A 21,843-nucleotide genomic window follows, 5' to 3' on the forward strand; every position below is an offset into this window, starting at 1 on the left:
CCCTCCCCCTCCTGCACAAAAAGAGGGATTTTTGAGCCGCTTTTGGGGATACCCACTGATCATTTTGATCTTGCTGATCATCATTGTAATTTTGTTTATTTGGGCCATCACCGCCAATCAGCCCGATAATACCCACGTAACAGTTGCCGCCAAACCCGCGCAAAAAGTCCTGCATGTCACCAGTGCCCCCAGCATTGCGGCCATCACCCAAAACAGCAAACCGTTGACCGCCGATCAGACCAGGTTGCTCATGCAGGCACGCGGAGCTTTCTGGCATCACGACTATGCCGGTGCTATTGCGGATTATCATCATTTGATTCAGGAAGCGCCTGACTCCCCTGCTGCCTATGGCGAAATGGGTAATGTGTTGTACATGACCGGTCACTATCACCAGGCGGGCAACGCTTATGGCCAGGCAGCCATGCAACTGATTCATGCCGGACGTTATGCCGATGGTGCCGCGCTGATTCCTATTCTTGGACGTCTGGATCCTGCGGAAGCACAAAAAGTGCAGGAGGCGCTGTCCCATTCACCCGAAGCCGAAACCGGGATGCCACCGGCCTGATGGTAAGCTGCACAAAACCCACCCGATGGACAGTAACACTGCTATCTGTCGGGTTTACAGTCTGCATGGCGGCTGCACAAGCCGGGGTTACATCCGCTTTGTCGCGTCCAAAATCCGGATGGAACCATCACTACATTCAGCAGCTGATGCAGGCACGCCAAGCCTACTGGCAAGGCAACCCATTGCGCGCCATTCAGGAATATGCGCAATTAATTCATCATGCCCCCCAGCGGTATCTGGCAGATCTCTATGGAGAACAGGGCAACGTTTATTACCGGATAGGCGCATTTTACGCGGCGGGAAATGATTACATTCATAGTGTTAGAAATCTGATCCGGGAGAAAAACTTGCGTGGTGCCCGCACACTGATTCCCATCGTCGCACAAATCAATCCAAATGCAGCCTATCAGCTGACGATCCAATTAAATCATCAGGAGACAAACCATCATGGCGGAACAACCGACTACGCAAACACACTCGCAGTCTCAGCATCATATCGCCGGCCTTTCTGACCGCCAACTCAGACTGATCGTCTACGCGGCCCTCGTCGCATTTCTGGTCCTCGCCGCTTATGAGTTTTATCTGGCCGTGGAAATGTCTCATGACCTTCATGAAATGACCAAACAGTTCCAGAAAATGAGTCCCAACATTCAACGCAACATGAACAGCATGTCACAAAACATGGCAGAGATGACCCATTCGACCAACTACATGGCCCGGGCCACCGGACAAATGCAGGCTGAATTCTGGAGCCTGAACCGTAACATCACCCCACCCTTTTCTTTTCTGAGTGGCATGTTGCCCTTCAATCACAATGATCCGGACTATGGGCCCAAAGCCCCTCTACCCCCTCCCCGCCAAGAAGCCTATGATGGAGTTCCACCGGGATATAATCCGCAATATCAAAGTGGCTATCCGTATCAGGGGAATGCTTATGGCAACCACTGAGGCTGATGTCGAGGTGCTGGCCAAGGAGAAAAAAATGGCATCGCTGAGCACTGAACTGGAAACCCTCTGCGAGGTTTTGCCAGAATTACTGGATTCCATGGACGCCGGCATTCTGCTGACCGACATTCAGGGAAAAATTGAATTCTGCAACGCCGCCGCCAAAATCCTGTTGAACACGCATCCACTGGAGCACCTGCGCAGCATACCTGGAGGTAGCGTCCAGAAAGAACTGGTGCGAGCGGCCATTGCTGCCGGTCAGGAAGATGCGGTGAGTCGCCCGCAAACCGGCTGCGTCCGCTGGGATCATCTGCTTCCCGTTGCCGAAGGCGAGCACAAGGTCCTGCAGATCAGAACCCGACTGGTAGAGCGCAAACAACATAAACGCCGCATTTTTTTCATCGAAGATGTCTCCGAATTGCGTCATGCCGAGCGGATTCTCGGTGGCACCCGCAGTGTGGGTTTTATTACGGATGATCCGCACATGCGCGATGCCCTCGAATTGATTGAGCAGGTCGCGGCCACCGATGCCAGCGTCATTTTTCAAGGCGAATCGGGGTCTGGCAAAGGCTTGATGGTCCGCCTGCTGCATCAACAAAGTAACCGCTCCAAAAAATCCCTGGTGGAAGTGAATTGTGCCGCTATTCCCGATAATTTATTTGAAGCCGAGTTTTTCGGTTCAGTAAGGGGAGCATTTACGGGAGCAGTGACAGATCGCATTGGCCGTTTTGCGGCAGCAGATGGTGGCACACTCTTCCTCGATGAAGTCAGCGAACTGCCCAAACATCATCAGGCCAAACTGCTGAAGGTGCTGGAAGACATGCGCTATGAACCGGTCGGCAGCACCAAAACCCATCAGGTCGATGTGCGCGTGGTTGCTGCCAGCAATCGCAATCTCAAGGAACTGGTAGAAAATGGAGATTTTCGCAGTGACTTGTTTTATCGGTTGAATGTGATCCCTATCCGCATTCCGGCACTGCGTGAACGGCCTTCGGACATCATGCTCCTGGCCGAACATTTTTTGAAAATTACTACAGGAGGACACAAGAAAAGGCTGGGCTCGGCGGCCAAACATCTGCTCCTGGATTACCCCTGGCCGGGAAATGTGCGTGAACTCCGCAACGTGATGGAATATGTGGCCATCTGCAGTGCCGGACCGGAAATCAGTGACAGTGATTTTCCCAAAGACTTCCTGGACAGAATGCACTTGGGGTCGGCCGTTACTTCCAGCCGATCAGAAAACGATCCGGAAGCCATTTATGATCGGGAAAGTCTTTTGCAGTTATTGGATAAACACGGGGGCAACCGTGCCGCCGCCGCTCGTGAATTGGGGATTGATCGCGTGACCCTGTGGCGGCATTTGTCGCGTCTGGGCATTTCCGGAAAAGAGGGTAGCAGTCATCTCGGGCATTGACGGACACAGGGCTTCTGAATAACCCAGAAGCCCCAGCGTCGTTACCTTGCGGACTAGATTTTTGACATCGCAGAAAAACTTTTGACAAAAGGTCCTGCCATCCGTGGATCTTTGAGCATACTCGCGTAGTCTCCTACCTTGAATTTGATTTTTCCGGTGGTAAACGCCATGCCCAGGCCCGTCATACCCGGAGACTTCTCTATCCACTTCAGCCACTGCGGATGCTGGGCGCGAATATCCCAGTTTAAAGGCTGGTCCGTATAAACACCGGAAGCCGTTGCCTTGCCGTTTTGTACCACCAGAAAAGCACGGGGTTTTTCTTCTTCCGGATAACCATAAGCAATGACCGAATTAAAGCCAATCTGGGCAAGAGCGTCAGAAAGCTCGGGATCCTTGTTCCATTCCTCAACAAAACGAGCCATCCAGGCGGGTGAAAATAAATCTGCCACGGGTAATACCTCCTAATACAGGTGAACAAAAATTTGCGGGCGCACGCCCGCACCAAAAAGCGGTTCTCAGGATGTCGGGTCCCTCGTCAAAAATTGTGACTTCAAGTCCTGGCAGGATTGACAATTCCAGTGGCGATATTTTTCGAGAACATCCGCCAAAGGTGTACGCAGATCAGTCTCCATGCCGCCCTCGCTTATTGATGGCAGCACTATGTCCCCATTCCCCCAGATCACTCACTTGTACTCCGACCCACCAGAAAGGGGCCACGCTATCCTGGCCATGTCCACCGACCAGATGCTGGCCGGGGGCCAAATGCACATGGGCAACCAGATGCTCCGCTTCCGCGCGGGTCCGAAAAACTGACCAGGCAACGACCCGCTCCGTGGGGGTCATACCAGATTTTCCAGACCGGGATGCGTGCACCTTTGAAGGTAACTCCCGTGCTTCATCGAGAAAATAACTATCCATGAGGACTATCTCCTTCAAAAAAGTGAATCCGATAACCATCTAGGTGGGCATAAATCATGCCAATTTGTAATTGGTTGATTACAATGAAATCACCGTAATGATACTTTCTGTCAATGCAACGCTTTTTATTTCATATTCAATAAAAACAATAGGATGAATAATGCATCAACATGTTGCATCAGCAACGCATGAAGCCACAACAATTCCAACATTTTCAGATTATTATTATTAAATAAATATCTTATTATTCTAGGGTTGCACGCGCTCACCGGTATTGTTGCATTAAAAAATTGTTAAATAACAAATGGATAAATCATTTCATTATCATCAACCGTTTCACAGCGCATTTCCATAAATTAAAAATCATTTAAAAATCAGAGAACTCGATTTTGGCACATAAAATGCTTATGTACTCTCAAATTTTTATGAGCAGGTTTTCATACTTCTTCACTTTATACGGAATAACTAACAACCAGGAGTCAACCTTATGTTGATCGAAAATACGTTACCCGTTTTACTCAGCCGTCTCGATTTTGCCTGGATTACCTCGCTGCATATTCTCTGGACGCCCATGACGATTGGCATGTCGTGGCTGCTTTTCGGAATAGAAGTCCTCTGGCTCCGCACCGGGGATGAGCGCTGGTACAAACTCAATCGTTTTTTTGAAAAAATATTCATTATCAATTTCGGTGCCGGGGTGGCGACGGGTGTCACCATGGAAATGGCCTTCGGGATTCTGTATGGGCCATTTTCTCAGGCAGTCGGCCCCTTTTTCGGCAACATTCTCGGCTTTGAAACCATCACCGCATTCATGTATGAAGCGGGATTTATTGGTCTGATGGTTTTCGGCTGGGGAAAAATCAGTAAAACCATGCATCTTTTTGCCACCTTCAATGTCGGCATTTCTTCCACTTTATCGGCCGGCTGGATTCTGGTGGCGAATTCCTGGATGCAAACGCCCGACGGAGTCGTCTTTAAAAATGGGCTGTTTCAGGTCAGCAACTGGTGGAGCGCCATTTATAACGACAATTTTCATTGGGGATTTCCGCATATGTGGATCGCCTGCGTAGAGCTGGCTCTTTTTGTTTTTGCCGGCGTCAGTGCCTGGTTCATCCTCAAGAACCGCAACGCCGAACTTTTTGTAAAGCTGCTCAAACCAGCGCTCCTGGCACTGCTGATTGTGACCCCTTTGCAGATTTATCTGGGGGATACGCTGGGGCGGGACGTCGCCCAGACACAGCCCACCTCTCTGGCCGCCATGGAAGGGCATTACCATACGTATCTCCCCAATGGGCAGGTCAATACCGGCTGGCACCTGATTGCCATACCCAACAGCCAGAATGACGGTACCCGATTTGCGATTACCATTCCTTACGTCCTGAGCCTGCTGGAAACCCATACCTTGACCGGCAAGGTGACGGGTATGGACAGCTTCCCTGCCCGTGATCGTCCGGATGTCTGGGTGCCTTTCTATGCGTTCCGGATCATGGTCGCCATTGGCTTTTTCCTGTTCCTCGTCGCTCTTTGGGGTAACTGGCTACGCCTGCGGGGCAAGCTGAATGCGACGGCTCTACGCCAACACCCGTGGTTTCTCCGGGCCGTCGTTTTCTCGGCATTTTTACCCTATCTGGCGATCTGGACGGGCTGGTGGGTGCGCGAAATCGGTCGGCAACCCTGGGTAGTCTTTGGCATGATGCGCACCTACGAAGGAGTCAGCCACATGTCGCTAGGCCAGGAAGTGGTCTGGTTCGTGGGCTACATCATTTTTGAGTTGGCCGTCTGGTCGGGCGCCTGGTACTTCTTCAGCCGCGTCATCCAAAAAGGCGTGAATGACATTCCGGATTCCACCCATCTCTGGGACAAACCGGAAACCATCGACAGTGGAGGTGGCCATGTGTCCCCCCATTTTACCAAAGCATTGCCACACCGAGATTGAGGAGAACCCATCATGACCGATCTCATGGGTAGAATTGCCGTGTCCCTGTCCACCTGGTGGTGGTTGATTCTCGCCTTGTTTTTTATGCTTTACGTGATGCTGGATGGAGCCGATCTGGGGGCTGGCATTTACACCCTGTTTTCGCACGACGAGGAAGAACGCGGGGCGGTCATGGCTTCCATGGCCGGATTCTGGGACGGAAACGAAACCTGGCTGGTGGTTGCCGGCGGGGTCCTCTTCGGGGCTTTCCCGGTGGTCTACGGCTCTGCTTTGAACTATCTCATGATCCCGTTGATGCTGGCCTTGTGGGGGATTATTTCCCGCGCTGTCGCTTTTGAATTTCATATTCATGCGCGCAGCAGCAAACGATTCTGGGGCTGGGCCTTTGCTCTCGGCAGTCTGATCGCTCCCTTTTTTGCTGGCGTATCTCTGGGTGCCACCTTGCAGGGTTTCCCCCTGAAAGCCGGGCGCGCCCTGGAAATACAGGGACACGGTCTCCCTGCTTCCACAGATCCGGTACTCCATTATTCCGGCCAGGCCTTCACCTTCTTAAGTCCTTTCAGTATATGGGTCGGTTGCGGGGCCGTCATTGCGGCGGGCCTTGCCGGTGGACTGTATTTATGTGCCCGCTTCATACCGGGAGACCCCATTCATGAACGCGCCCGCAAGTGGACTACCGTATTTTCTTTTCTGGCGCTGATCGCCATTCTCGTTACCTTAATCTGGTCCTACGCCATTTTCCCCTGGGCAGCGGCCAAATGGAGTGGGGCCCATTGGTGGATCTGGGCGATCTGGCTGGTCATTGTGCTGTTCTTTGCCTACAAATCGATGATCAATCATTCCCTGCAGCGGGATATTGCCGCCCTGCTCTGGGGCGAGGGGGTGGTGGCATTCCTCTGGATGGCCATGTTCGCCACCATGTATCCCTATGTGGTGCCAGAAACCTGGCCCATCGCCCTATCCGGCAATCCAGCCAACTCCCTGGCGGTCTTCACCTTGTTCATGACGGGATTTGTGCCGGTCATGATCATGTACAACTGGTATCAGATTTGGGTCTTTCGGGGGAGGTTAAGCAAAAAAGCCGCATACGGTGGGCATTGAAAATCCATCTTTAGCGGATGTTGATCCGTCGTTCGTCAGCTGTTTGTTTTCGCTTTGAATAAGGAGTATTGACCATGGCACATGTAGTGATTTTAGGCGCAGGAACCGGCGGCATGCCCGCCGCCTATGAAATGCGGGATCTGCTCGGCCCCAAACATGAGGTGACGCTGATCAGCGAAAATCCTTATTTTCAGTTCGTTCCCTCCAATCCCTGGGTCGGTGTGGGCTGGCGGCAGCGGGAGCAAATCGTGTTTGATATTGAGCCGCATACCAGTCGCAAGCGCATCAATTTTATTGCCCAGCGCGCAGACCGCATTGATCCGGAACGCAACACCATTGATCTCGCCAATGGTTCCAGTGTCCATTATGACTATCTGATCATCACCACGGGACCCGCTCTGGCTTTCGATGCCGTTCCCGGATCCGGTCCCCATGCCGGACATCAGAAGTCGACCCATTCCATTTGCACCGTCGATCATGCCGAGAAAGCCTATGCGGCTTACATGAACCTGCTGGACTCCAACAATCCCGACCCGATTATCATCGGCGCCATGCCCGGTGCCAGCTGCTTTGGACCCGCCTATGAATACGCCATGATTGTCCTCAGTGATCTGGAAAAACGCGGAGCACGCAGCAAAATCAAGGAATTCCACTTCATCACTTCCGAGCCTTATGTCGGCCATCTGGGTCTGGGTGGCGTCGGGGACTCCCAGGAAATTCTGACCCGGGGCCTTGGGGAAATGGGGGTTCAGGTACACACCAACATGAACACCACCAAAGTGGATGATGGCAAAATGTTCTGCGAGCACCTGAATGCAAAAGGCGAAAAAATCGGCGTCGGCACCCATGACTTCGGTTTTTCGATGATGCTGCCTTCTTTCAAGGGCGTAGATGCCGTAGCCAAGGTGCCGGAGCTCTGTAATCCCAAGGGCTTTGTCATCGTCGACGAACATCAACGCAGCCCCAAATATCCCAACATTTACTCGGCGGGCGTTTGTATTGCCATTCCTCCGGTAGAACAGACTCCGGTACCCACCGGTGCGCCCAAAACCGGCTATATGATCGAATCCATGGTCACCGCCCTCGTCCACAACATTCAGGCAGAAATTCAGGGCAAGGCACCCACTGCCGAAATGGGCACCTGGAACGCCATCTGTCTGGCCGACATGGGCACGAGCGGCGCCGCTTTTGTGGCCTTACCCCAATTCAAACCCCGGCGTGTTGACTGGTTCGGAGAAGGGCCCTGGGTGCATTGGTCCAAGATTGCCTTTGAAAAATACTTCCTCGCCAAGATGAAAGCCGGGGTTTCTGAGCCTTTTTATGAAAAGCTGGTCTTCCAGATGCTCGGCATTTCCCGTCTGAAAAGTGACGAACCCGCCCATCTCCGCAAAGTGGGCTGAGGGCACTCCCCTGGCGCAGATTGTCTGCAGATCTGCGCCAGGGGCCGTTATCTTTTCAAAGGAGGACAAATGTGATGAGTGCTGCCGAAATGAGTCAAGCCGTCAATAACCCGACGGAAACGCCGGATTGGTCGCAGGTGCTGGACCTCAGTCATGCCATCGAGGATCAGTTACGTTTACTGTACGCCATGCTGGACGAGGTAACTGCCGATACCGATGTCCGCAGTGCTGCCCTGCATATCGCCTGTGAAGCAGGCCACCTCTGGTCGGCCACCCAAAAACTGGCTCAGGTCACCGGCGTGCATTCTGCCGCCGACCTGGAGGCGCGGGTCGAATCCGGTGTCCGCATGCTGGAACCGCTGCTGGTCGCCATGAGTACGCTGATGGAAACCCTGCCGGAAGTGCTCGGCGATCTGGCCAAATCCGGCACCATGCAGCAACTGGGCATGGCCACCGTAGAATGGACCGATATCCTGAAACGGATAACCGGCCTTATCCAGGGTGCCTCACCTTCCCTGACGGCACGCGTTTCAGGACTGGTAGACGATGCCAGCCGCTGGTCGGGAGAACTGGTAGTCGCCTGGGAAACCCTGGCTGCCACCCTGCCGGAAGTCATGCAGGATGAGATACTCCACAACAACCTGAATGATTTGCAAAAAGCGATTGGTGTCTGGGCCTCGGTCGCCATTGAAGCCCGGACGATGGTTGCCCGCTGTGGGGGAGGCAACATGGCATCAGGTGCGCGGGCACTGGTCTGCTCCATCCGTGATGGTCTGGACGATGCGGAGCAGAAAGGCGGGTCAGGCAGTGGCGGGATTTTTGCCCTAATACGCCTCGTGCTGTCCGGAAAAACGATCTATGTACTCCGCAATGTCATCTCCATCGCTTACCGGGTCCTCAAAACCATGAATGCATCCGGTAAAAAAAAGATGGCCGGCTGATGACTCGCAATGTCGGCATACTGGAAATGTTCAAACGGGCACATCGCACGGGTGGCACCATGGTCGAGATTTTCAAATCACTGTCCTTGTTCATCATTGGTGCCAGCATCATCTGGTCGGCTACGCATTTTTATGTGCACCTGATTCATCGTGGCTATGCGACCTTGCAGGATTTACTGCTGCTTTTTGTGTATCTGGAAATCGGGGCCATGACCGGCATTTATTTCAAAACCGGAAAACTGCCCGTGCGCTTTCTGATCTACGTCGCCGTGACGGCCATCGCCCGCTATCTGGTGGTGGATGTCGATCATCTCAAAGCAATGTCCGTATTGACCATGAGTATCGCCGTCATTGTACTGATGGCGGCCCTTTGGGTGGGTGACCATATTCATTCCAGCGAGGATTAGGTCTGCCAGTTTTCATTTTAATTTAAAAAGTTACATCACGGAGGTGAAATATGACTACAGCAACTTCTTCAGTACAGATTATCAAAAAAAGTGGCGGTTTTTATTCCTGGCCACTGCTGGCCATTCGCGGAGTAGCCGCATTGGTGTATGCGCTGGTGGCCCTGGCCGATTTCAAGGCAACCATTCCATTACTGGTCTGGTTTTTTGCCATTTACGTTCTGTTTGATGGTGCTTACGCCCTCCGGGTGGCCGCCGGTCAGCAAATTGATGGGCTATGGACCCGTCTGGCCGTGATTTTTAAAGGTCTGTTAGGCATTGCCGCAGGCATCATCGTCATCTACTGGGATCTGAGTGCGGGGCCTACGCTTTACATTCTTCTGACCGTATTCGTCTGGGTGGCCTTGTCGGGAGTCCTCGAAGGGGTCTGGGTGATCCGCAACATTAAAAACAAGGAACTCGTGCTGATTATAGGCTCTGGCGCTTATCTGGCCCTGGCGGTAGCCCTCCAGTTTCTGTTCGCACTGGCTCCACAAGCCGGTTCGTCCATATACAGTTGGATCATCATCGGTTTCTCGGCCGCCTTTGGATTAGGCATGCTGATCATGAGTTGGGCCATGCGCAAAAACCAGTTCGGATAAGAGGCGCATCGCTTTACCTGGTGTAGTGTTGCATTCTTGATGAAACTTAAGGTTAATGAGGATAAAATAGCTCCATGTTGAGGGTATGAATGGAGTCGAGCCTTGCGAGGTGAAAGTGGATGTGGCCCGTCTGGTAGAATTGACCACGCAGAAACGATGACCCACGACTACAAACGTAATGGCACTACGACCTTGTTGCCGCACTCAACGTGCTGGATGGTCAGGTCATCGGACAGTGTCAACAGCGCCATACCCATCCGGAATATCCGAAGCCGCTACCACGCCTCCGTAGCGCATGGCTTCCACCCCGGAAAAATCAAAGCCCTCCCCCACGCTGGGGCACAGCGTCACCACCGCCTGCCGGAATAACAAGCGCAGGGCTTCGGCAGGCACACTATGGAGCAAAAACAGACTGGCCTGCTCTATCCTGGGCGGCCCTTTGGATAAGATTTTTTGGTGATGGATTCATTATTACCAAACTGCATGCAGATAATTCTGTCGAATCAAAAGATCCTTACTTAACAGAGGCTCTTCATTCACCCTTGCCTGGGCCACAATCAACCGGTCGAATGGATCACGCGTCCAGGCCAAAGAAAAGGCCGCACGACTCACCATCGCAAAGGGGATGGTGCACACTGCAAGGCCGATGGTCTGCGCCAACTCTGCAAATAATGTGTCCGGAGTCACTGTCACCACGCCTTTTTCGTTGAGATATTCAATTTCCAGCAAAGCCATAGGAGACACCCTGAGTTCACGCGTCTCCATCACCTGCTGACCTTCCGCTGTGAATTTATCCAGCATGCCCGCATAAAGCCAAACCAGAACGTGTGTATCAAGATAAACGATGGACATCTTCAACCTGCCATTCCGAAGACCAGTCCAGATGCACAATGGTTTCCGGATCCCCCTGAATCACTCCAGGATGAGGGCGGAGACGCGCCAGCTTCGCCATGGACGATAAACTCTCTTTGGGAACAATCTGTAAATGCTGACCTTTCCACTCCACATCTTCCGGCTTACCCGTAGCCAGCACGCGACGGAGTACCAAAAAAAGATTTGCGCGCAATTGTGTCGCATTCATAACGCCTCCAACATGTACATACATAAGCAAAAACTGTACACCCGCAAGCGATAATATACAAACGCCCTCAATGAATCCCTTTGTCGGCCACTGTGGCACGAATCCTGTTTATGCCGATCAACCAGAAACATAAGCACAACCTAGATCACTGGCCAGTTGCATGAGGCGTTTATCGCGGGACCATAAATCGCTTTGAGTGAGCGCGGCAGAGGCCAGAATACTGGCATCTACATACCCGATTACGCGCCTCATTAAATGATGCCGCTCAATGAAAAAAAGCGTCTCCTCAGCCGAGCTGTTTGTGGATCGGGGCAAGCAAGATAAGAGATAGAGGGTCTGTTGCCAGTTTTTGAGATTTCCGCAGGTCCAGAATCAAGCAGCTGGCTCTCGTCTACGCGGAATATCCTGTAATTGCGATTCCGTTCCACCCAGTCGCGCCAGGCGTCGGGCGCTTTCGCGCTCAATCAAGGCACGCAAAGCTTCTTTCAGCAACGCGCCCCGGTCTTCCACACCAGAAAGATTTTTGGCCTGCACAAGGAGGTCATCATCCAGATTAACGGTCGTTCGCATTTGAGAAACCTCGCTAATACTCTGGCACTGCTCGGGTTTGAATAATATGGGCGAATCACCCGGAAAAGTTTTGAGATAGTGCACAAGCCCAGGCGGTTTTGATTGCATTGCAGACACGCCGACCTGAGCGTATAAACACTTATGTACATAAACACTTTTGGGAGGGCTTTATGAATACCGTACGCTGGAATATCGCCGTATCGCCGGAAATAGATCAGTCCGTGCGTATGTTTATTGCCGCGCAGGGCGGCGGTCGCAAGGGCGACCTATCGCGTTTCATTGAGGAGGCAGTGCGTGCCTATCTTTTTGAGCGGGCTGTCGAGCAAGCCAAAGCTGCCACGGCGAGTATGGACGAGACAGAATTGAATTCCCTTATCGACGAGGCGGTACAGTGGGCGCGTAAACACTGATGCGGGTCGTCCTCGACACCAACGTGCTGCTGGCCGCACTGATCTCGTCGCACAGCACTCCAGACATCATTTATCACGCTTGGCTTGCGGCACGTTTTGAACTGGTGACAGGTGCAGCGCAGCTCGATGAACTGCGCCGGGTGAGCCGTTACCCGAAGATCAAGACCATCCTGCCTGCACATCGCATTGGCACCATGATAAACAACATTCAGCGCGCCATTGTGCTCAACACGCTGCCGCCGCTACCGAAAGGTATCGAGGCCGACGATCCGGATGATACCTTTTTGTTAGCAATGTCTCTGGCTGGTAATGCTGATTACCTCGTGACTGGTGACCATCGCGCCGGTCTGCTCCGACGCGGTAACATCGGCCGCACGCGCATCGTCACACCAGTCACCTTCTGCGCCGAGGCACTTTAACTTCAAGCCAATGTCGTTCCGCCGAGGCATTCGGTCTGCCAGTGGTATCGCTGGCAGCTAAGCCTGTCGCAGCACATCCTCATCCTTCAGTTTCCTTGCAGCCGGTGTCAGACGGGTATCAGCGCTGGCGAAATGCGCCTCGAATTCGGCAACCGCTTCTCTGCGTTTGCGTCGAGCAGCCTGTAAATCCTGAAGCTCCTGCATATCTTTGGGCGACACCATGTAGGCTGTAGCCCGCCCATGCCGGGTGATAATTACCGGCTCCCTTTGTACCATATCCAGCAACTGTCCAAATTTGTTCTGTGCTTCAACTGAGGTCACCGTAATCATGGTTGCGCTCCAAATTTAAAAAGCAAACTTAGCCATCATAGCTAGAATAGGGACTCATGACTACGTTTAGCCTTGTACATACCACACGCTGGGGCACACCGTCACCACTTTCATACACGGATAATTACTCATCATCATCGCCCATGAGCTGACCAGAACTGGGCTGGCGTTATAATACGATACTGATCTCCCAGAGCCAGCAGATCCTTCCCACCATGACGCCAGGTTAAGACAATACTCCCCGGTACGCTGGCAGGATAAGCTATACCCGACACCAGTACATTGGTATCCAGGACCACACGAAGCCTGGACATTAGCGTTTGACGCGTTCGGCACTCACCGCAGCTTCAATTTCGGCCATGCCTTGCTCAACGGGCACCTCAGAATAGCAGGAAGCTATCCGGCTACTCAGTGTCTCAAAACGCTCGCGCATGCGTCGGATGCGTGCAAACAACTCCGCATCCACCAAGGCCGCAACAGGCTTGCCATCTTTGTTGATGACGATGCTATCGTTACGGTATTGAACCTGATTAAGCATTTCACCAAGATTCTGCCTGAAATGCACAGCGCTGATCTCAGTAATCATCCAAGCTCTCCTATCGCGATCAATATGATCATTACGATTAAAGCATAGCATCCTGTCTATCATTGCCCAATTGCGCGTGCATGCCAGCCAGGAAACCTGGATGCGCATTCACCAGAGAGAACTGAGCGGCAAAAAAGTCTTTCTGACCCAACAACTCCAGTTTCGGGGCTCCATGCTGACCTTGCTCAAGTATATGGACCCCTTCAATGCCACTTTCCGGCGTATAAGTGATATTCCTGCTACTTTTTAGGTGCGTCCCGGACATCGCTGGCAGCTTGTGCCTTGGGTTTTCTCCGCTTGGGCTTCAGCTCGCAGATGATTTCCGCGCGCAGGCTGGCTTCATAACGCATGGCGAGGTCTGCCAGCGTCAATCCATACTGCTGATCAAAGGGTGCATCAAAACTTTTCAGTTTTTTGGCTGTGGCTGTTTTTTGCGCGACCACGGCATAGTCGGGACTTACCCCGGCCAGCACCTGTATCAGTGATACGAGGGCATCCCCAGCGGCAAGCTCCGGAGATTCCTGCAAACGCAATATTTTATTGCGCAAATGGCTTTCAGTGGATACAAGAAAGGCAGATAGACTTTGACCCGCGATTTGATGAGGGCTCGGGAACCCCGGTAACGGTCTTCAAAAGCGCGGTAAAAGTCGGGATCGGCCATCAAGCATCCAGCGCAAGGTCTGTTTCATGGGGATGGGGGAGAATGGACCGAGGTATTGTTGCAGTCTGGCCGCAGAGCCCAGCAGGCGGGGGACTTCATTGGCGCGAACAAAGGCCGGGTTCACCCGTATGTCCAGAGAGTGACCGCTGAGCTGTTCGGTCAGGGCCATGATCTCGCGGAGAGAGTGGGCTTGTCCGGAGCAGACATTGAAGGTTTGCCCGGCTACATCTTCGGCATCCAGGAGTAAATGAACATAGCGCTCCACCACGTCCCGGACATCGGAGAAATCCCGACTGACATCAAGATTACCCAGTTCAATGAAAGGCGCACGGCGTTGGTAATGGCTGACAATTTTAGGAATGAGAAACTTGTCGTCCTGACCGATGCCGGTGTAGTTGAAGGGACGGGTGATGACGATGGGCAGTTTATCCATCCAGTTATGGGCCATGTGCTCCATGGCTAACTTGCTACAGGCATAGTGATTGACTGGAGCCGGACAGATGCTTTCGTCGATGACTTCCACAGCGGGGGTGCCATACACATTGGCGGAACTGGCCAGCAGAATACGTCGCGGCGGTGTTTTGAGGGTGTTCAAGGCTTCCAGCAGATGGAGGGTGCCGAAAAGATTGACGGCATAAAAGCCTGGGCGTCGCCATGACCGACAAAGGCCAGCCCGGCGAGATGGACTACATGGGTGGGTTGGACTTGTGTAACAGCGGCTTTTACGGAAGCGGCATCGGTCAGATCGGCGCTGATTTCGTCTGCGTTCTGTGCGTCACCCTGTACCAGTCCGATGACCTGGGCACCACGGGCTCGCAGACTGCTGGCCAGATAATGCCCCGTAAAACCGCGCAGGCCACTGACCAGAATGGTCTGGCCTGCCGGGCTGGACCCCGATCCGCCAGAGCAGGCCCTGCCGTTAGGGCAGGATTTTTTCAGTGTTCGCGTTTCCATCGTTCCACCTCTGCAAATAACATCCTCAAGCGATTGATCCACGTTGATGAATGCGTAAGAACCTTCCTCGCCCGCAAAGTGAAAGTGCTCGCAATTGTGTCGCGTTCATGGCGCCTCAAACCTAGATATCCTCAATGACCCGCAAACGCCCGTTATGGCCACCATTGTCAGCCAACCTGCACATAAACGTGTTTGCCGAGCACATTCGCAGCCGCCTCGATCTGGTCAAGCCTTGAGGCGTGCCGTAGGTCAAACAGGCGATCCACTTGCGGCATGTGCCATCCCAGGCGACGGGCGAGTTCGGCCTTTTTGATGCCTTGATCAGTCATCGCCTGATAAACACCCAGCTTGGCACATTCCAATGCCGATGGCCGGACCGTTTTTTGTCCGTTTGCCGGCAGACTGGCGACCGGCAGTGGTTTGCGGGCATCCACATAGAACGACAAGCCGGTTTCCAAAGCATCAATGGCATTCAGCAGGGCTTCCTCTTCATCGGCACCGAAGGTAATCGCTTCGGGTACATCAGCAAAGGTGACCAACACCGAACTGTCATCAGGGGTCAAGCTTACGGGGTAATCGAACATCATTTTCACCTCACTTCGACAAACCAAGCTGCCGTTTGATCGTGGCTTCCAGCCCTTTACCCAACTCGGCTGTTCCGTGCATGGGTAAGGTAGACTGTCTGCCATTCAAAAAAACTTTCAGATGAGAGCCTTTACCGGGCTGAAAAATCGCGCCCTGCTGCTCTAACCACTTTTTCATCTGCTTTGAGTTCATAGACAAAGCTTAACAGAAGTGTTGTTTTTGTCAAAATATTCGTATCAAGAAAGGCGATTTGACGCCATACCGGAGCGGGAACTCAGCAGCAAAAAAAGCCTTTCTGACCCAACAACTCCCGTTTCGGGGTTCCATGCTGACCTCGCTCAAATATATGGACTCCTTGATATCATATCTATACAATGAGTGCATTGATAGACTTTGATGGAGATATATCAAATGGCCAACGTGAACGTAAGAAATCTGCCCGATGAGGTGCATCGGGCTATCCGCATCCAAGCCGCCCATCATGGCCGCAGCACCGAGGCGGAAATCCGCGACATTCTGGAGCGGGCAGCCAAGCCGGAGGGGCGCTTGAAACTTGGCTCGTTTCTGGCCGCTATGGCTCGCGAGACGGGTGGTCTGACGGATGAAGAAGTCGCCGTCTTCGAGAACGCGCGCATCCAGTCTCCAGCCCGCGCAGCGCGCTTCGAATGATCCTGCTCGATACGAACGTGATTTCGGAGACGCAGCGGCAGGAGCCTCATGCGCATGTCATTGACTGGCTCGACGCGCAAGCGCTGGAAACGCTCTACCTGTCAGCGATCACGGTAGCCGAGCTGCGTGCGGGCGTCGCGCTGATGCCGGTCGGAAAGCGCCGGATCAGCCTGCATGAGAACCTGGAAAAACGCCTGCTGCCGATGTTCGCCAATCGGATGCTGTCGTTCGATATGGCTTGCACGAAAGCCTACGCCGAGCTGCTGGCCAAGTCCCGCGCTGCCGGTTTGGCGGTCGAAACGGCCGATGCCTTCATTGCCGCCGTCGCCCTTGCCAACGGCTTTGCCGTCGCCACCCGTGACACCACCCCTTTTGAGGCTGCCGGGCTGAACGTCATCAATCCATGGGAGGCGGTACGATAAATCAAACGTCAGTGACTTCCTTTGTCTCTACCGCGACCAATCAGTCCAAAATAGAGGATGGATAAGTCTGTCGGGACCAGCACGATCCAGATAAAGGGTTTGCTCAGATTTTTGATTCGGGTCCAGACGGCCTTGAGCACGCAGTCGTTTCCTGTTGGTTTTTGGCTTTAGGCAGTAGTTACTGCAGCTTCAGCACGTCCGTAGATGTCATCAAAGCGGACGATGTCATCCTCAGCCAGATAGGCACCGCTTTGCACTTCGATGAGTACCAGATCCATCATGCCGGGATTTTCCAGACGATGCGGGCAACCTGCGGGAATGTAGGTGGACTGATTGGTCATGATGAGTTTTTCTTCATGGCCATTGACGATGCGGGCCGTGCCGGATACCACAATCCAGTGCTCGCTGCGGTGGTGATGCATTTGCAGGGAGAGCTTCTCGCCTTTTTTGACGACAATCCGCTTGATTTTGAAATGATCGCCTTCTTCCAGCGTGGTGTAGGTGCCCCAGGGACGATGGACGGTGGCGTGGAGATCGACGGTGCTGTGTTTGCGGGCCTTGAGCTTTTCGACAATGGTTTTGACTTCCTGATCGCGGCGGCGGTCGGCCACCAGCAGGGCGTCAGGGGTGTCCACAATCAGAATATCCTGCAAACCGAGAATGGCCGTGAGCCGATCAGGACTCTGGACGACGCAATTCTGGCTGTCCACCAGCACACAGTCCGGGGCGTGTACCTGATTCCCTTGGGCATCTTTGGCCATCAAAGAACCATAGCCACTCCAGGCACCCAGGTCGTTCCAGTCAAAACCTGCCTGCACCACGGCGACGTTGGGGGCTTTTTCCATGACGGCGTAGTCAATGGAAATGTCCGGGGCCAGGGAAAATTCCTGACCCAGTTCCCAGGTGTCGCCGTTGCGGGTAGCGGAGGCGATGGCCGCCTGCACGGCTTCCAGCACTTCCGGGGCGTCGGTTTGCAAGGCTTTGAGCAGACTGTCGGCGCGCATGCAGAACATACCGGAGTTCCAAAGATAATCACCGCTATCGAGGTAATCCCGGGCTTTGCTCTGGTTGGGCTTTTCGACGAAACAGGCGACCTGATAGCCGCTGTCCAGGGCATTGCCTTTCTGTATATAGCCGTAGCCGGTTTCGGGACCCGTCGGCGTGACGCCAAAAGTCACCAGATAACCTTGTTCGGCAAGCTGCTGCGCTTTGTGTACGGCTTCGGCAAAGGCTTTCTGGTCATGAATGAGATGGTCCGAGGGCAACACCAGCAGGATGCTTTCCGGTCCGGCGACTTCCTGCGCCCAGAGCGCGGCGGCGGCCATGGCCGGGGTAGTATTGCGTCCAGTGGGTTCAAGCAGATAGTGCACATTGCGCACGGTTTGGCCATAGATGCGGGCACATTCAGCAAAGGTGTCGCGGGTCAGGAAGTAGTAATCGCGATTGGTGACCGTCAGCAACGGGGCATCTTCTTTGATGTCGATGACCCGGCGCAGGGTTTTCTGGATGAGGCTTTCGCCGTCGGGCAGGGCCACGAAGGGTTTGGGGAAAGCCTTGCGGGACAAAGGCCATAAACGCGAGCCGGTGCCTCCGGAGAGAATGACGGGTACTAATGCCATTTTAAGAAATCCCTCTTTTGCGGTTAATCATTCAAAAACTGAGGGTTACCCCTGCTTTACTGCTTTCTGGTATTGTTTTCAGTCATAATGCCTCAAGCTGGACCGATAGTGCAAGTTTATGGGGGGCTATAGACCCGCTTCAGACGAATCACTACTAGAATCTACCCAAATGCAAGTCTATACTTGTCCTCAAATTTAGATCTTTGGGCGATCAACTTCACTGGAGCACTCAACATGTCCATCCTGCAGAAAGTGATGTGTGGTTATACCACCCCTGTCAGCAAGTTTAAAAACAATCCCAATGCAGCACTTCTGGAAGCCCAGGGAGATGCTATTGCCGTTTCGTCTAACAATCGGGTGCAGTTCTACGTCGTCCCGGCCGAACTTTTTGAAGAAATGACAGCCTTTTGTGAATTTGCCCAACGTGGAAGGGCAGCTTTACAAAGTATTCCAGCCCATTTCACCGCTGAGGGAGTGGATATGGACAAAATCACTACCGGGATGGCTGTAAAAATAAAAAACGGGCAACCTGACGACTACGACGAGTGTTTATAACCTAGCCGTAATATTAGCGATGATCAGGATTTTCGCTCATCGTGCTCTGAAAGACTCTTTCGGTAAGCAAAAAACTAAAGAGTTGGTTGAAGATTTCCGTGCTTACAAAGAAGGAAAAGGTTTACCTATCACCTTTGGGCGCGATGTTCCCTATAATTTCACACATAATCGTTCTTACCTTGAGTTGCAGCACCTGCATTTTAATGCAAATGGTTTTCCATTCAAGCAAGTACAATTCAGGCGAACCAGCGGTTACGTCCTGGTTTACTGCTCCGGTTTTACTGACCGCAACATTTATTTATTGATTGCAATTATAAAACACTGGAATCAAATCAAACCTGATGACATCGATGGAACAGACAGAGATTTCACGCTTATGAATGCGCTGGAAAAGATTGCCGAAAATTTCCGGGAGAACTTTTGATATTGATTTATTGTAAGAGGGAGCTGATTTTTATGTCCGATCTATTGGAAACCACACGCATCAACCGACGGGCTGCTAGAAAGACTCATATTCTGGCTAGGTTGACCTTGGTGCGAATACTGCGAGAATTTAGAAATGCAAATCAATATACTGGAGTCTAAAAATCGTTTATCCCAACTGGTGCGTCTTGCCCAGCAAGGTGAGGAAGTCATCATTGCTAATCGGGGAATACCGGCCGTGAAGTTGGTACCGGTCAGTCCTGCATCCGATACAGATCAGCTTGACATACTTGCCTGGCTGGACAAACACCCGCTCCCGCAAGTTCTTCGACGCTCCGGACAGGAAATAGATGACGCACTGGCCCAGGAGCGACAGGGATGGGATTAATTTATCTGGACACCCGTTTATTGGTCTATGCTTTCGAGGATCATCCGGTTTGGGGTGCTCGCGTCAAATCTGCGTTGAAGCAGAAACCTGCTTCGAGTTATGCCATTTCATCCTTGGTGAAATTTGAGTGCCTGGTCGCACCCATGCGCGATGGTAATGTTGCACTGCAACGTTACTATGAGGATGGAATGTCGCGGTTCACCTTGCTGGATATGTCTGATGAGGTGTTCACGCAAGGTGCAATGCTATGTGCCCGTTTTGGCCTGAAAACCCCGGATGCGTTACATCTGGCTGTGGCGCTTACGCACCGCTGTGAGGCGTTGTCGACAGCAGACATGCGCTTGCAGAAAGTCGCCCATGGGCTCGCGGTAGACGTACTGCATTAAACCAACACCAAAGCGGCACCGGAAATGCTCTCCATTTCGGTTAATCGTTTATCGCTTTACGGAGATGGCAAGTAATGTATTTACGCATTATAGTACAGACCATCAACCTAATGTGATTGCGAGGCACAAGACCATGAGTACATTGACGGTTACTGCGCGTGGACAGGTGACATTTCGAAAAGATGTACTGCAACACCTTGGTATCAGACCAGGCGATAAAATTGAGCTGGACTTACTACCGGATGGTCGGGGCGTAATCAAGGCTGCGCGGTCCGATGGGAAGATATCCGACTTTGTCGGTTTACTCGCTGGCAGAGCGCAGAAGGTCGCCACCCTCGAAGAAATCAATGAGGCGGCAGCCCGGGGATGGGCCAGCATAAAATGAAAGTCTCCGTAGATACCAATGTCCTGGTGCGGGCTGTTGTGCGCGATGACCTCGCACAAGCGGACGTTGCTGCCACGTTATTGATCGAAGCCGAGTTGATCGCGGTGGCGTTACCCTGCCTGTGCGAACTGGTTTGGGTGCTGATTCGGATCTATGGCTTCCAGCAAGCCGACGCAGCCCGAGCGATCCGGGCACTAATTGCCGATGCGAAAGTAGAAGTAAATCGACCCGCTGTAGAGGCGGGCCTGCAGATGCTCGACGCGGGCGGAGACTTTGCCGATGGCGTGATTGCATACGAAGGCAACTGGCTTGGCGGGGAAGTTTTCATTTCCTTCGACAAAAAGGCGGTGGCGCTGCTCAAGACTCAAGGGCAATCGACGCGCCTTTTGTAACGTATCTGTCTAAATTTCCATTAAATCCAACGCGCGGACGCCCAGTTCTGCGACAGCAATTTCCGGGTGCTGCGGGCTGCCGGGGGCCGGGTGGCGGGAGGACCAGAGCCAGTAGTCGGTGCGGCCATCTGCAAAATGACGGGCCTCATAGAGTTTTTCCATGATGGGAACATGATCACCATAAAATCCCAGCACACTGGGTAGGGACAGCCTGGGCAGTGTGCTCATGAACTGCTGCAGCATGGCACCGGCATTGCGGACGTGGCGCAGGTAAATGGCCAGGTCATCGGCGCTGACGGGAGGCTCCTGCAAGAGCAGGGTTTTCTTTTCGGCGGCACTGACCGATTCCAGATGCAGAGGGCCGTGGTTTTCCATGGTAATAATGAAGATGAAGGTCGGCTGGGTGGCCCCCTGCAGTATTTGCAGGGTCTTGTCGGCAACTGCCCGGTCGCCGGTATAGGGGCCACTGCGGTCTTCCGGCGTAAATTCTGCAACATCCAGAAAATCATCAAAGCCGAGCAGCGGATAAATGGTATTGCGGGCGTAAAAGCTGGAGGGATAGGGGTGGATGCAGATGGTCCGGTAGCCCTGAGCTGTTAAACAGCGTGCAAAAGTTGCCAGAATTGGGTGGAAAACAGCGTGTAAATTGACCACCTGATATCCTGCCGGATTTGCCGGGAGGAAACTGGAGTGATTTGCATGGAAACCATAGCCAAAGTGCGCCGTCTGTATCATCTGGACAA

33 protein-coding genes and 2 pseudogenes are annotated in these 21,843 nt (G+C 52.9%); 21 read left to right on the forward strand and 14 right to left on the reverse strand.

Going from position 1 to position 21,843, the window contains the following annotated elements:
- The 4 genes and pseudogenes from BLW97_RS08375 to BLW97_RS08390 form a co-directional block, all read left to right on the forward strand.
- Positions 1-565, forward strand: a pseudogene (locus BLW97_RS08375) (tetratricopeptide repeat protein); the annotation flags it as partial.
- A 182-nt stretch (positions 566-747) separates the two neighbouring features.
- Complete coding sequence (locus BLW97_RS08380) at positions 748-1,077, forward strand: hypothetical protein (RefSeq protein WP_158025148.1); 330 nt, start codon at positions 748-750, stop codon at positions 1,075-1,077.
- Positions 1,013-1,513 (forward strand): hypothetical protein, encoded by a 501-nt coding sequence (locus tag BLW97_RS08385; protein WP_010639865.1) that lies wholly within the window; start codon positions 1,013-1,015, stop codon positions 1,511-1,513. Before BLW97_RS08380 ends, BLW97_RS08385 begins: the two co-directional genes overlap by 65 nt.
- On the forward strand, positions 1,500-2,924 hold the full coding sequence (locus tag BLW97_RS08390) for a sigma-54 interaction domain-containing protein (RefSeq protein ID WP_176212014.1): 1,425 nt from the start codon (positions 1,500-1,502) through the stop codon (positions 2,922-2,924). The genes BLW97_RS08385 and BLW97_RS08390 overlap by 14 nt, the downstream gene beginning before the upstream one ends.
- A 53-nt stretch (positions 2,925-2,977) precedes the next feature.
- Here BLW97_RS08390 and BLW97_RS08395 read toward each other — a convergent pair whose 3' ends face one another.
- Together BLW97_RS08395 and BLW97_RS08400 are read right to left on the reverse strand one after the other, a co-directional pair.
- Entirely contained in the window at positions 2,978-3,373 is a 396-nt protein-coding gene (locus tag BLW97_RS08395) for a hypothetical protein (protein ID WP_010639863.1), read from the reverse strand.
- Between the two features lie 172 nt (positions 3,374-3,545).
- The gene (locus BLW97_RS08400; RefSeq protein WP_075322926.1) at positions 3,546-3,842 is read right to left on the reverse strand and encodes a hypothetical protein; all 297 of its coding nucleotides are present in this window, start codon (positions 3,840-3,842) and stop codon (positions 3,546-3,548) included.
- 487 nt (positions 3,843-4,329) lie between these two features.
- Here BLW97_RS08400 and BLW97_RS08405 point away from each other — a divergent pair, with 487 nt between their 5' ends.
- From BLW97_RS08405 to BLW97_RS08430, 6 genes are all read left to right on the forward strand, one after another.
- Complete coding sequence (locus BLW97_RS08405) at positions 4,330-5,778, forward strand: cytochrome ubiquinol oxidase subunit I (protein ID WP_024892816.1); 1,449 nt, start codon at positions 4,330-4,332, stop codon at positions 5,776-5,778.
- Positions 5,779-5,790: 12 nt separating this feature from the next.
- Complete coding sequence (gene cydB / locus BLW97_RS08410) at positions 5,791-6,879, forward strand: cytochrome d ubiquinol oxidase subunit II (RefSeq protein WP_075322927.1); 1,089 nt, start codon at positions 5,791-5,793, stop codon at positions 6,877-6,879.
- 74 nt (positions 6,880-6,953) lie between these two features.
- Positions 6,954-8,279: an NAD(P)/FAD-dependent oxidoreductase gene (locus tag BLW97_RS08415; protein ID WP_024892814.1), complete on the forward strand. Its 1,326-nt coding sequence runs from the start codon at positions 6,954-6,956 to the stop codon at positions 8,277-8,279.
- A gap of 74 nt (positions 8,280-8,353) precedes the next feature.
- Entirely contained in the window at positions 8,354-9,220 is an 867-nt protein-coding gene (locus BLW97_RS08420) for a hypothetical protein (protein WP_065973519.1), read from the forward strand.
- On the forward strand, positions 9,220-9,627 hold the full coding sequence (locus BLW97_RS08425; RefSeq protein WP_075322928.1) for a phosphate-starvation-inducible protein PsiE: 408 nt from the start codon (positions 9,220-9,222) through the stop codon (positions 9,625-9,627). The genes BLW97_RS08420 and BLW97_RS08425 overlap by 1 nt, the downstream gene beginning before the upstream one ends.
- Before the next feature lie 50 nt (positions 9,628-9,677).
- Complete coding sequence (locus BLW97_RS08430) at positions 9,678-10,265, forward strand: hypothetical protein (protein ID WP_207650578.1); 588 nt, start codon at positions 9,678-9,680, stop codon at positions 10,263-10,265.
- Between the two features lie 225 nt (positions 10,266-10,490).
- Here the strand turns inward: BLW97_RS08430 and BLW97_RS08440 are convergent, their stop codons facing one another.
- The 4 genes from BLW97_RS08440 to BLW97_RS08460 all read right to left on the reverse strand — a co-directional run bounded on the left by BLW97_RS08440 (position 10,491) and on the right by BLW97_RS08460 (position 11,916).
- Positions 10,491-10,670 carry a glycosyl transferase group 1 gene (locus BLW97_RS08440; RefSeq protein WP_010639855.1) on the reverse strand — a complete coding sequence of 60 codons (180 nt, stop codon included), beginning with the start codon at positions 10,668-10,670 and terminating at the stop codon, positions 10,491-10,493.
- Between the two features lie 66 nt (positions 10,671-10,736).
- A complete protein-coding gene (locus BLW97_RS19420; RefSeq protein WP_051690744.1) occupies positions 10,737-11,117 on the reverse strand; it encodes a type II toxin-antitoxin system VapC family toxin in 381 nt (126 codons plus the stop codon).
- Positions 11,098-11,346 carry a hypothetical protein gene (locus BLW97_RS08450; protein WP_031575143.1) on the reverse strand — a complete coding sequence of 83 codons (249 nt, stop codon included), beginning with the start codon at positions 11,344-11,346 and terminating at the stop codon, positions 11,098-11,100. Before BLW97_RS08450 ends, BLW97_RS19420 begins: the two co-directional genes overlap by 20 nt.
- Positions 11,347-11,718: 372 nt before the next feature.
- Positions 11,719-11,916 carry a type II toxin-antitoxin system VapB family antitoxin gene (locus BLW97_RS08460; protein WP_075323632.1) on the reverse strand — a complete coding sequence of 66 codons (198 nt, stop codon included), beginning with the start codon at positions 11,914-11,916 and terminating at the stop codon, positions 11,719-11,721.
- A 170-nt stretch (positions 11,917-12,086) separates the two neighbouring features.
- On the opposite strand from BLW97_RS08460, the gene BLW97_RS08465 reads away from it, so the two are divergent.
- Entirely contained in the window at positions 12,087-12,326 is a 240-nt protein-coding gene (locus BLW97_RS08465; protein WP_010639849.1) for a ribbon-helix-helix domain-containing protein, read from the forward strand.
- Positions 12,326-12,745: a putative toxin-antitoxin system toxin component, PIN family gene (locus tag BLW97_RS08470; RefSeq protein WP_024892808.1), complete on the forward strand. Its 420-nt coding sequence runs from the start codon at positions 12,326-12,328 to the stop codon at positions 12,743-12,745. The genes BLW97_RS08465 and BLW97_RS08470 overlap by 1 nt, the downstream gene beginning before the upstream one ends.
- Positions 12,746-12,802: 57 nt before the next feature.
- Here the strand turns inward: BLW97_RS08470 and BLW97_RS08475 are convergent, their stop codons facing one another.
- Positions 12,803-13,075, reverse strand: coding sequence for a type II toxin-antitoxin system Phd/YefM family antitoxin (locus tag BLW97_RS08475; protein ID WP_075322930.1), 273 nt, complete (start codon positions 13,073-13,075; stop codon positions 12,803-12,805).
- 313 nt (positions 13,076-13,388) lie between these two features.
- Complete coding sequence (locus tag BLW97_RS08485; protein ID WP_075322932.1) at positions 13,389-13,661, reverse strand: type II toxin-antitoxin system Phd/YefM family antitoxin; 273 nt, start codon at positions 13,659-13,661, stop codon at positions 13,389-13,391.
- Between the two features lie 100 nt (positions 13,662-13,761).
- Here BLW97_RS08485 and BLW97_RS19425 point away from each other — a divergent pair, with 100 nt between their 5' ends.
- Complete coding sequence (locus BLW97_RS19425) at positions 13,762-13,911, forward strand: hypothetical protein (protein ID WP_158025150.1); 150 nt, start codon at positions 13,762-13,764, stop codon at positions 13,909-13,911.
- Here BLW97_RS19425 and BLW97_RS08490 read toward each other — a convergent pair.
- The 4 genes and pseudogenes from BLW97_RS08490 to BLW97_RS08505 all read right to left on the reverse strand — a co-directional run bounded on the left by BLW97_RS08490 (position 13,901) and on the right by BLW97_RS08505 (position 16,038).
- Positions 13,901-14,209 carry a hypothetical protein gene (locus tag BLW97_RS08490; protein WP_075322933.1) on the reverse strand — a complete coding sequence of 103 codons (309 nt, stop codon included), beginning with the start codon at positions 14,207-14,209 and terminating at the stop codon, positions 13,901-13,903. The two genes, BLW97_RS19425 and BLW97_RS08490, sit on opposite strands and share 11 nt — an antisense overlap.
- Before the next feature lie 81 nt (positions 14,210-14,290).
- Positions 14,291-15,276 (reverse strand): annotated as a pseudogene (locus BLW97_RS20420) (GDP-mannose 4,6-dehydratase).
- Between the two features lie 167 nt (positions 15,277-15,443).
- Positions 15,444-15,863, reverse strand: a complete 420-nt coding sequence (locus BLW97_RS08500; protein ID WP_207650579.1) for a type II toxin-antitoxin system HicB family antitoxin — start codon at positions 15,861-15,863, stop codon at positions 15,444-15,446.
- A 7-nt stretch (positions 15,864-15,870) separates the two neighbouring features.
- The gene (locus BLW97_RS08505; RefSeq protein WP_024892802.1) at positions 15,871-16,038 is read right to left on the reverse strand and encodes a type II toxin-antitoxin system HicA family toxin; all 168 of its coding nucleotides are present in this window, start codon (positions 16,036-16,038) and stop codon (positions 15,871-15,873) included.
- A gap of 234 nt (positions 16,039-16,272) precedes the next feature.
- Between BLW97_RS08505 and BLW97_RS08510 the strand changes: the two genes are divergently transcribed.
- Both BLW97_RS08510 and BLW97_RS08515 read left to right on the forward strand, forming a co-directional pair.
- Positions 16,273-16,530, forward strand: coding sequence for a FitA-like ribbon-helix-helix domain-containing protein (locus BLW97_RS08510; RefSeq protein ID WP_075322936.1), 258 nt, complete (start codon positions 16,273-16,275; stop codon positions 16,528-16,530).
- On the forward strand, positions 16,527-16,952 hold the full coding sequence (locus BLW97_RS08515) for a type II toxin-antitoxin system VapC family toxin (protein WP_075322937.1): 426 nt from the start codon (positions 16,527-16,529) through the stop codon (positions 16,950-16,952). The genes BLW97_RS08510 and BLW97_RS08515 overlap by 4 nt, the downstream gene beginning before the upstream one ends.
- 167 nt (positions 16,953-17,119) lie before the next feature.
- Here BLW97_RS08515 and BLW97_RS08520 read toward each other — a convergent pair whose 3' ends face one another.
- Positions 17,120-18,571: a mannose-1-phosphate guanylyltransferase/mannose-6-phosphate isomerase gene (locus tag BLW97_RS08520; RefSeq protein ID WP_075322938.1), complete on the reverse strand. Its 1,452-nt coding sequence runs from the start codon at positions 18,569-18,571 to the stop codon at positions 17,120-17,122.
- A 234-nt stretch (positions 18,572-18,805) separates the two neighbouring features.
- Between BLW97_RS08520 and BLW97_RS08525 the strand changes: the two genes are divergently transcribed.
- From BLW97_RS08525 to BLW97_RS08550, 6 genes are all read left to right on the forward strand, one after another.
- On the forward strand, positions 18,806-19,126 hold the full coding sequence (locus tag BLW97_RS08525; protein WP_207650580.1) for a type II toxin-antitoxin system Phd/YefM family antitoxin: 321 nt from the start codon (positions 18,806-18,808) through the stop codon (positions 19,124-19,126).
- Between the two features lie 19 nt (positions 19,127-19,145).
- Complete coding sequence (locus BLW97_RS08530; RefSeq protein WP_075322939.1) at positions 19,146-19,550, forward strand: type II toxin-antitoxin system YafO family toxin; 405 nt, start codon at positions 19,146-19,148, stop codon at positions 19,548-19,550.
- Positions 19,551-19,685: 135 nt separating this feature from the next.
- Positions 19,686-19,937 (forward strand): type II toxin-antitoxin system Phd/YefM family antitoxin, encoded by a 252-nt coding sequence (locus tag BLW97_RS08535; protein ID WP_075322940.1) that lies wholly within the window; start codon positions 19,686-19,688, stop codon positions 19,935-19,937.
- Positions 19,928-20,323: a type II toxin-antitoxin system VapC family toxin gene (locus BLW97_RS08540; RefSeq protein WP_075322941.1), complete on the forward strand. Its 396-nt coding sequence runs from the start codon at positions 19,928-19,930 to the stop codon at positions 20,321-20,323. Before BLW97_RS08535 ends, BLW97_RS08540 begins: the two co-directional genes overlap by 10 nt.
- Before the next feature lie 133 nt (positions 20,324-20,456).
- Entirely contained in the window at positions 20,457-20,708 is a 252-nt protein-coding gene (locus BLW97_RS08545) for an AbrB/MazE/SpoVT family DNA-binding domain-containing protein (RefSeq protein WP_010638462.1), read from the forward strand.
- Positions 20,690-21,100 carry a type II toxin-antitoxin system VapC family toxin gene (locus tag BLW97_RS08550; protein WP_226826057.1) on the forward strand — a complete coding sequence of 137 codons (411 nt, stop codon included), beginning with the start codon at positions 20,690-20,692 and terminating at the stop codon, positions 21,098-21,100. Before BLW97_RS08545 ends, BLW97_RS08550 begins: the two co-directional genes overlap by 19 nt.
- Positions 21,101-21,109: 9 nt before the next feature.
- On the opposite strand, the gene BLW97_RS08555 is transcribed toward BLW97_RS08550, so the two are convergent.
- On the reverse strand, positions 21,110-21,843 hold a 734-nt coding region (locus tag BLW97_RS08555; protein ID WP_207650581.1), incomplete at its 5' end, for a sulfatase-like hydrolase/transferase.

It is taken from the genome of Acidithiobacillus albertensis, assembly GCF_001931655.1.
GTDB lineage: Bacteria > Pseudomonadota > Gammaproteobacteria > Acidithiobacillales > Acidithiobacillaceae > Acidithiobacillus > Acidithiobacillus thiooxidans.

Excerpts from the sequence above, each read along its gene's own strand:
- BLW97_RS08500 (WP_207650579.1), bottom strand. The coding sequence starts at position 15,863 with ATGATGTTCGATTACCCCGTAAGCTTGACCCCTGATGACAGTTCGGTG.
- BLW97_RS08525 (WP_207650580.1), top strand. The coding sequence starts at position 18,806 with ATGTCCATCCTGCAGAAAGTGATGTGTGGTTATACCACCCCTGTCAGC.
- BLW97_RS08535 (WP_075322940.1), top strand. The coding sequence starts at position 19,686 with ATGCAAATCAATATACTGGAGTCTAAAAATCGTTTATCCCAACTGGTG.
- cydB (WP_075322927.1), top strand. The coding sequence starts at position 5,791 with ATGACCGATCTCATGGGTAGAATTGCCGTGTCCCTGTCCACCTGGTGG.
- BLW97_RS08485 (WP_075322932.1), bottom strand. The coding sequence starts at position 13,661 with ATGATTACTGAGATCAGCGCTGTGCATTTCAGGCAGAATCTTGGTGAA.
- BLW97_RS08465 (WP_010639849.1), top strand. The coding sequence starts at position 12,087 with ATGAATACCGTACGCTGGAATATCGCCGTATCGCCGGAAATAGATCAG.
- BLW97_RS08505 (WP_024892802.1), bottom strand. The coding sequence starts at position 16,038 with ATGAAAAAGTGGTTAGAGCAGCAGGGCGCGATTTTTCAGCCCGGTAAA.
- BLW97_RS08450 (WP_031575143.1), bottom strand. The coding sequence starts at position 11,346 with ATGAATGCGACACAATTGCGCGCAAATCTTTTTTTGGTACTCCGTCGC.
- BLW97_RS08405 (WP_024892816.1), top strand. The coding sequence starts at position 4,330 with ATGTTGATCGAAAATACGTTACCCGTTTTACTCAGCCGTCTCGATTTT.
- BLW97_RS08460 (WP_075323632.1), bottom strand. The coding sequence starts at position 11,916 with ATGCGAACGACCGTTAATCTGGATGATGACCTCCTTGTGCAGGCCAAA.
- BLW97_RS08550 (WP_226826057.1), top strand. The coding sequence starts at position 20,690 with ATGGGCCAGCATAAAATGAAAGTCTCCGTAGATACCAATGTCCTGGTG.
- BLW97_RS19425 (WP_158025150.1), top strand. The coding sequence starts at position 13,762 with ATGCGCATTCACCAGAGAGAACTGAGCGGCAAAAAAGTCTTTCTGACC.
- BLW97_RS08425 (WP_075322928.1), top strand. The coding sequence starts at position 9,220 with ATGACTCGCAATGTCGGCATACTGGAAATGTTCAAACGGGCACATCGC.
- BLW97_RS08470 (WP_024892808.1), top strand. The coding sequence starts at position 12,326 with ATGCGGGTCGTCCTCGACACCAACGTGCTGCTGGCCGCACTGATCTCG.
- BLW97_RS08475 (WP_075322930.1), bottom strand. The coding sequence starts at position 13,075 with ATGATTACGGTGACCTCAGTTGAAGCACAGAACAAATTTGGACAGTTG.
- BLW97_RS08430 (WP_207650578.1), top strand. The coding sequence starts at position 9,678 with ATGACTACAGCAACTTCTTCAGTACAGATTATCAAAAAAAGTGGCGGT.
- BLW97_RS08540 (WP_075322941.1), top strand. The coding sequence starts at position 19,928 with ATGGGATTAATTTATCTGGACACCCGTTTATTGGTCTATGCTTTCGAG.
- BLW97_RS08545 (WP_010638462.1), top strand. The coding sequence starts at position 20,457 with ATGAGTACATTGACGGTTACTGCGCGTGGACAGGTGACATTTCGAAAA.
- BLW97_RS08415 (WP_024892814.1), top strand. The coding sequence starts at position 6,954 with ATGGCACATGTAGTGATTTTAGGCGCAGGAACCGGCGGCATGCCCGCC.
- BLW97_RS08530 (WP_075322939.1), top strand. The coding sequence starts at position 19,146 with ATGATCAGGATTTTCGCTCATCGTGCTCTGAAAGACTCTTTCGGTAAG.
- BLW97_RS08390 (WP_176212014.1), top strand. The coding sequence starts at position 1,500 with ATGGCAACCACTGAGGCTGATGTCGAGGTGCTGGCCAAGGAGAAAAAA.
- BLW97_RS08520 (WP_075322938.1), bottom strand. The coding sequence starts at position 18,571 with ATGGCATTAGTACCCGTCATTCTCTCCGGAGGCACCGGCTCGCGTTTA.
- BLW97_RS08510 (WP_075322936.1), top strand. The coding sequence starts at position 16,273 with ATGGCCAACGTGAACGTAAGAAATCTGCCCGATGAGGTGCATCGGGCT.
- BLW97_RS08420 (WP_065973519.1), top strand. The coding sequence starts at position 8,354 with ATGAGTGCTGCCGAAATGAGTCAAGCCGTCAATAACCCGACGGAAACG.
- BLW97_RS08515 (WP_075322937.1), top strand. The coding sequence starts at position 16,527 with ATGATCCTGCTCGATACGAACGTGATTTCGGAGACGCAGCGGCAGGAG.
- BLW97_RS19420 (WP_051690744.1), bottom strand. The coding sequence starts at position 11,117 with ATGTCCATCGTTTATCTTGATACACACGTTCTGGTTTGGCTTTATGCG.
- BLW97_RS08385 (WP_010639865.1), top strand. The coding sequence starts at position 1,013 with ATGGCGGAACAACCGACTACGCAAACACACTCGCAGTCTCAGCATCAT.
- BLW97_RS08400 (WP_075322926.1), bottom strand. The coding sequence starts at position 3,842 with ATGGATAGTTATTTTCTCGATGAAGCACGGGAGTTACCTTCAAAGGTG.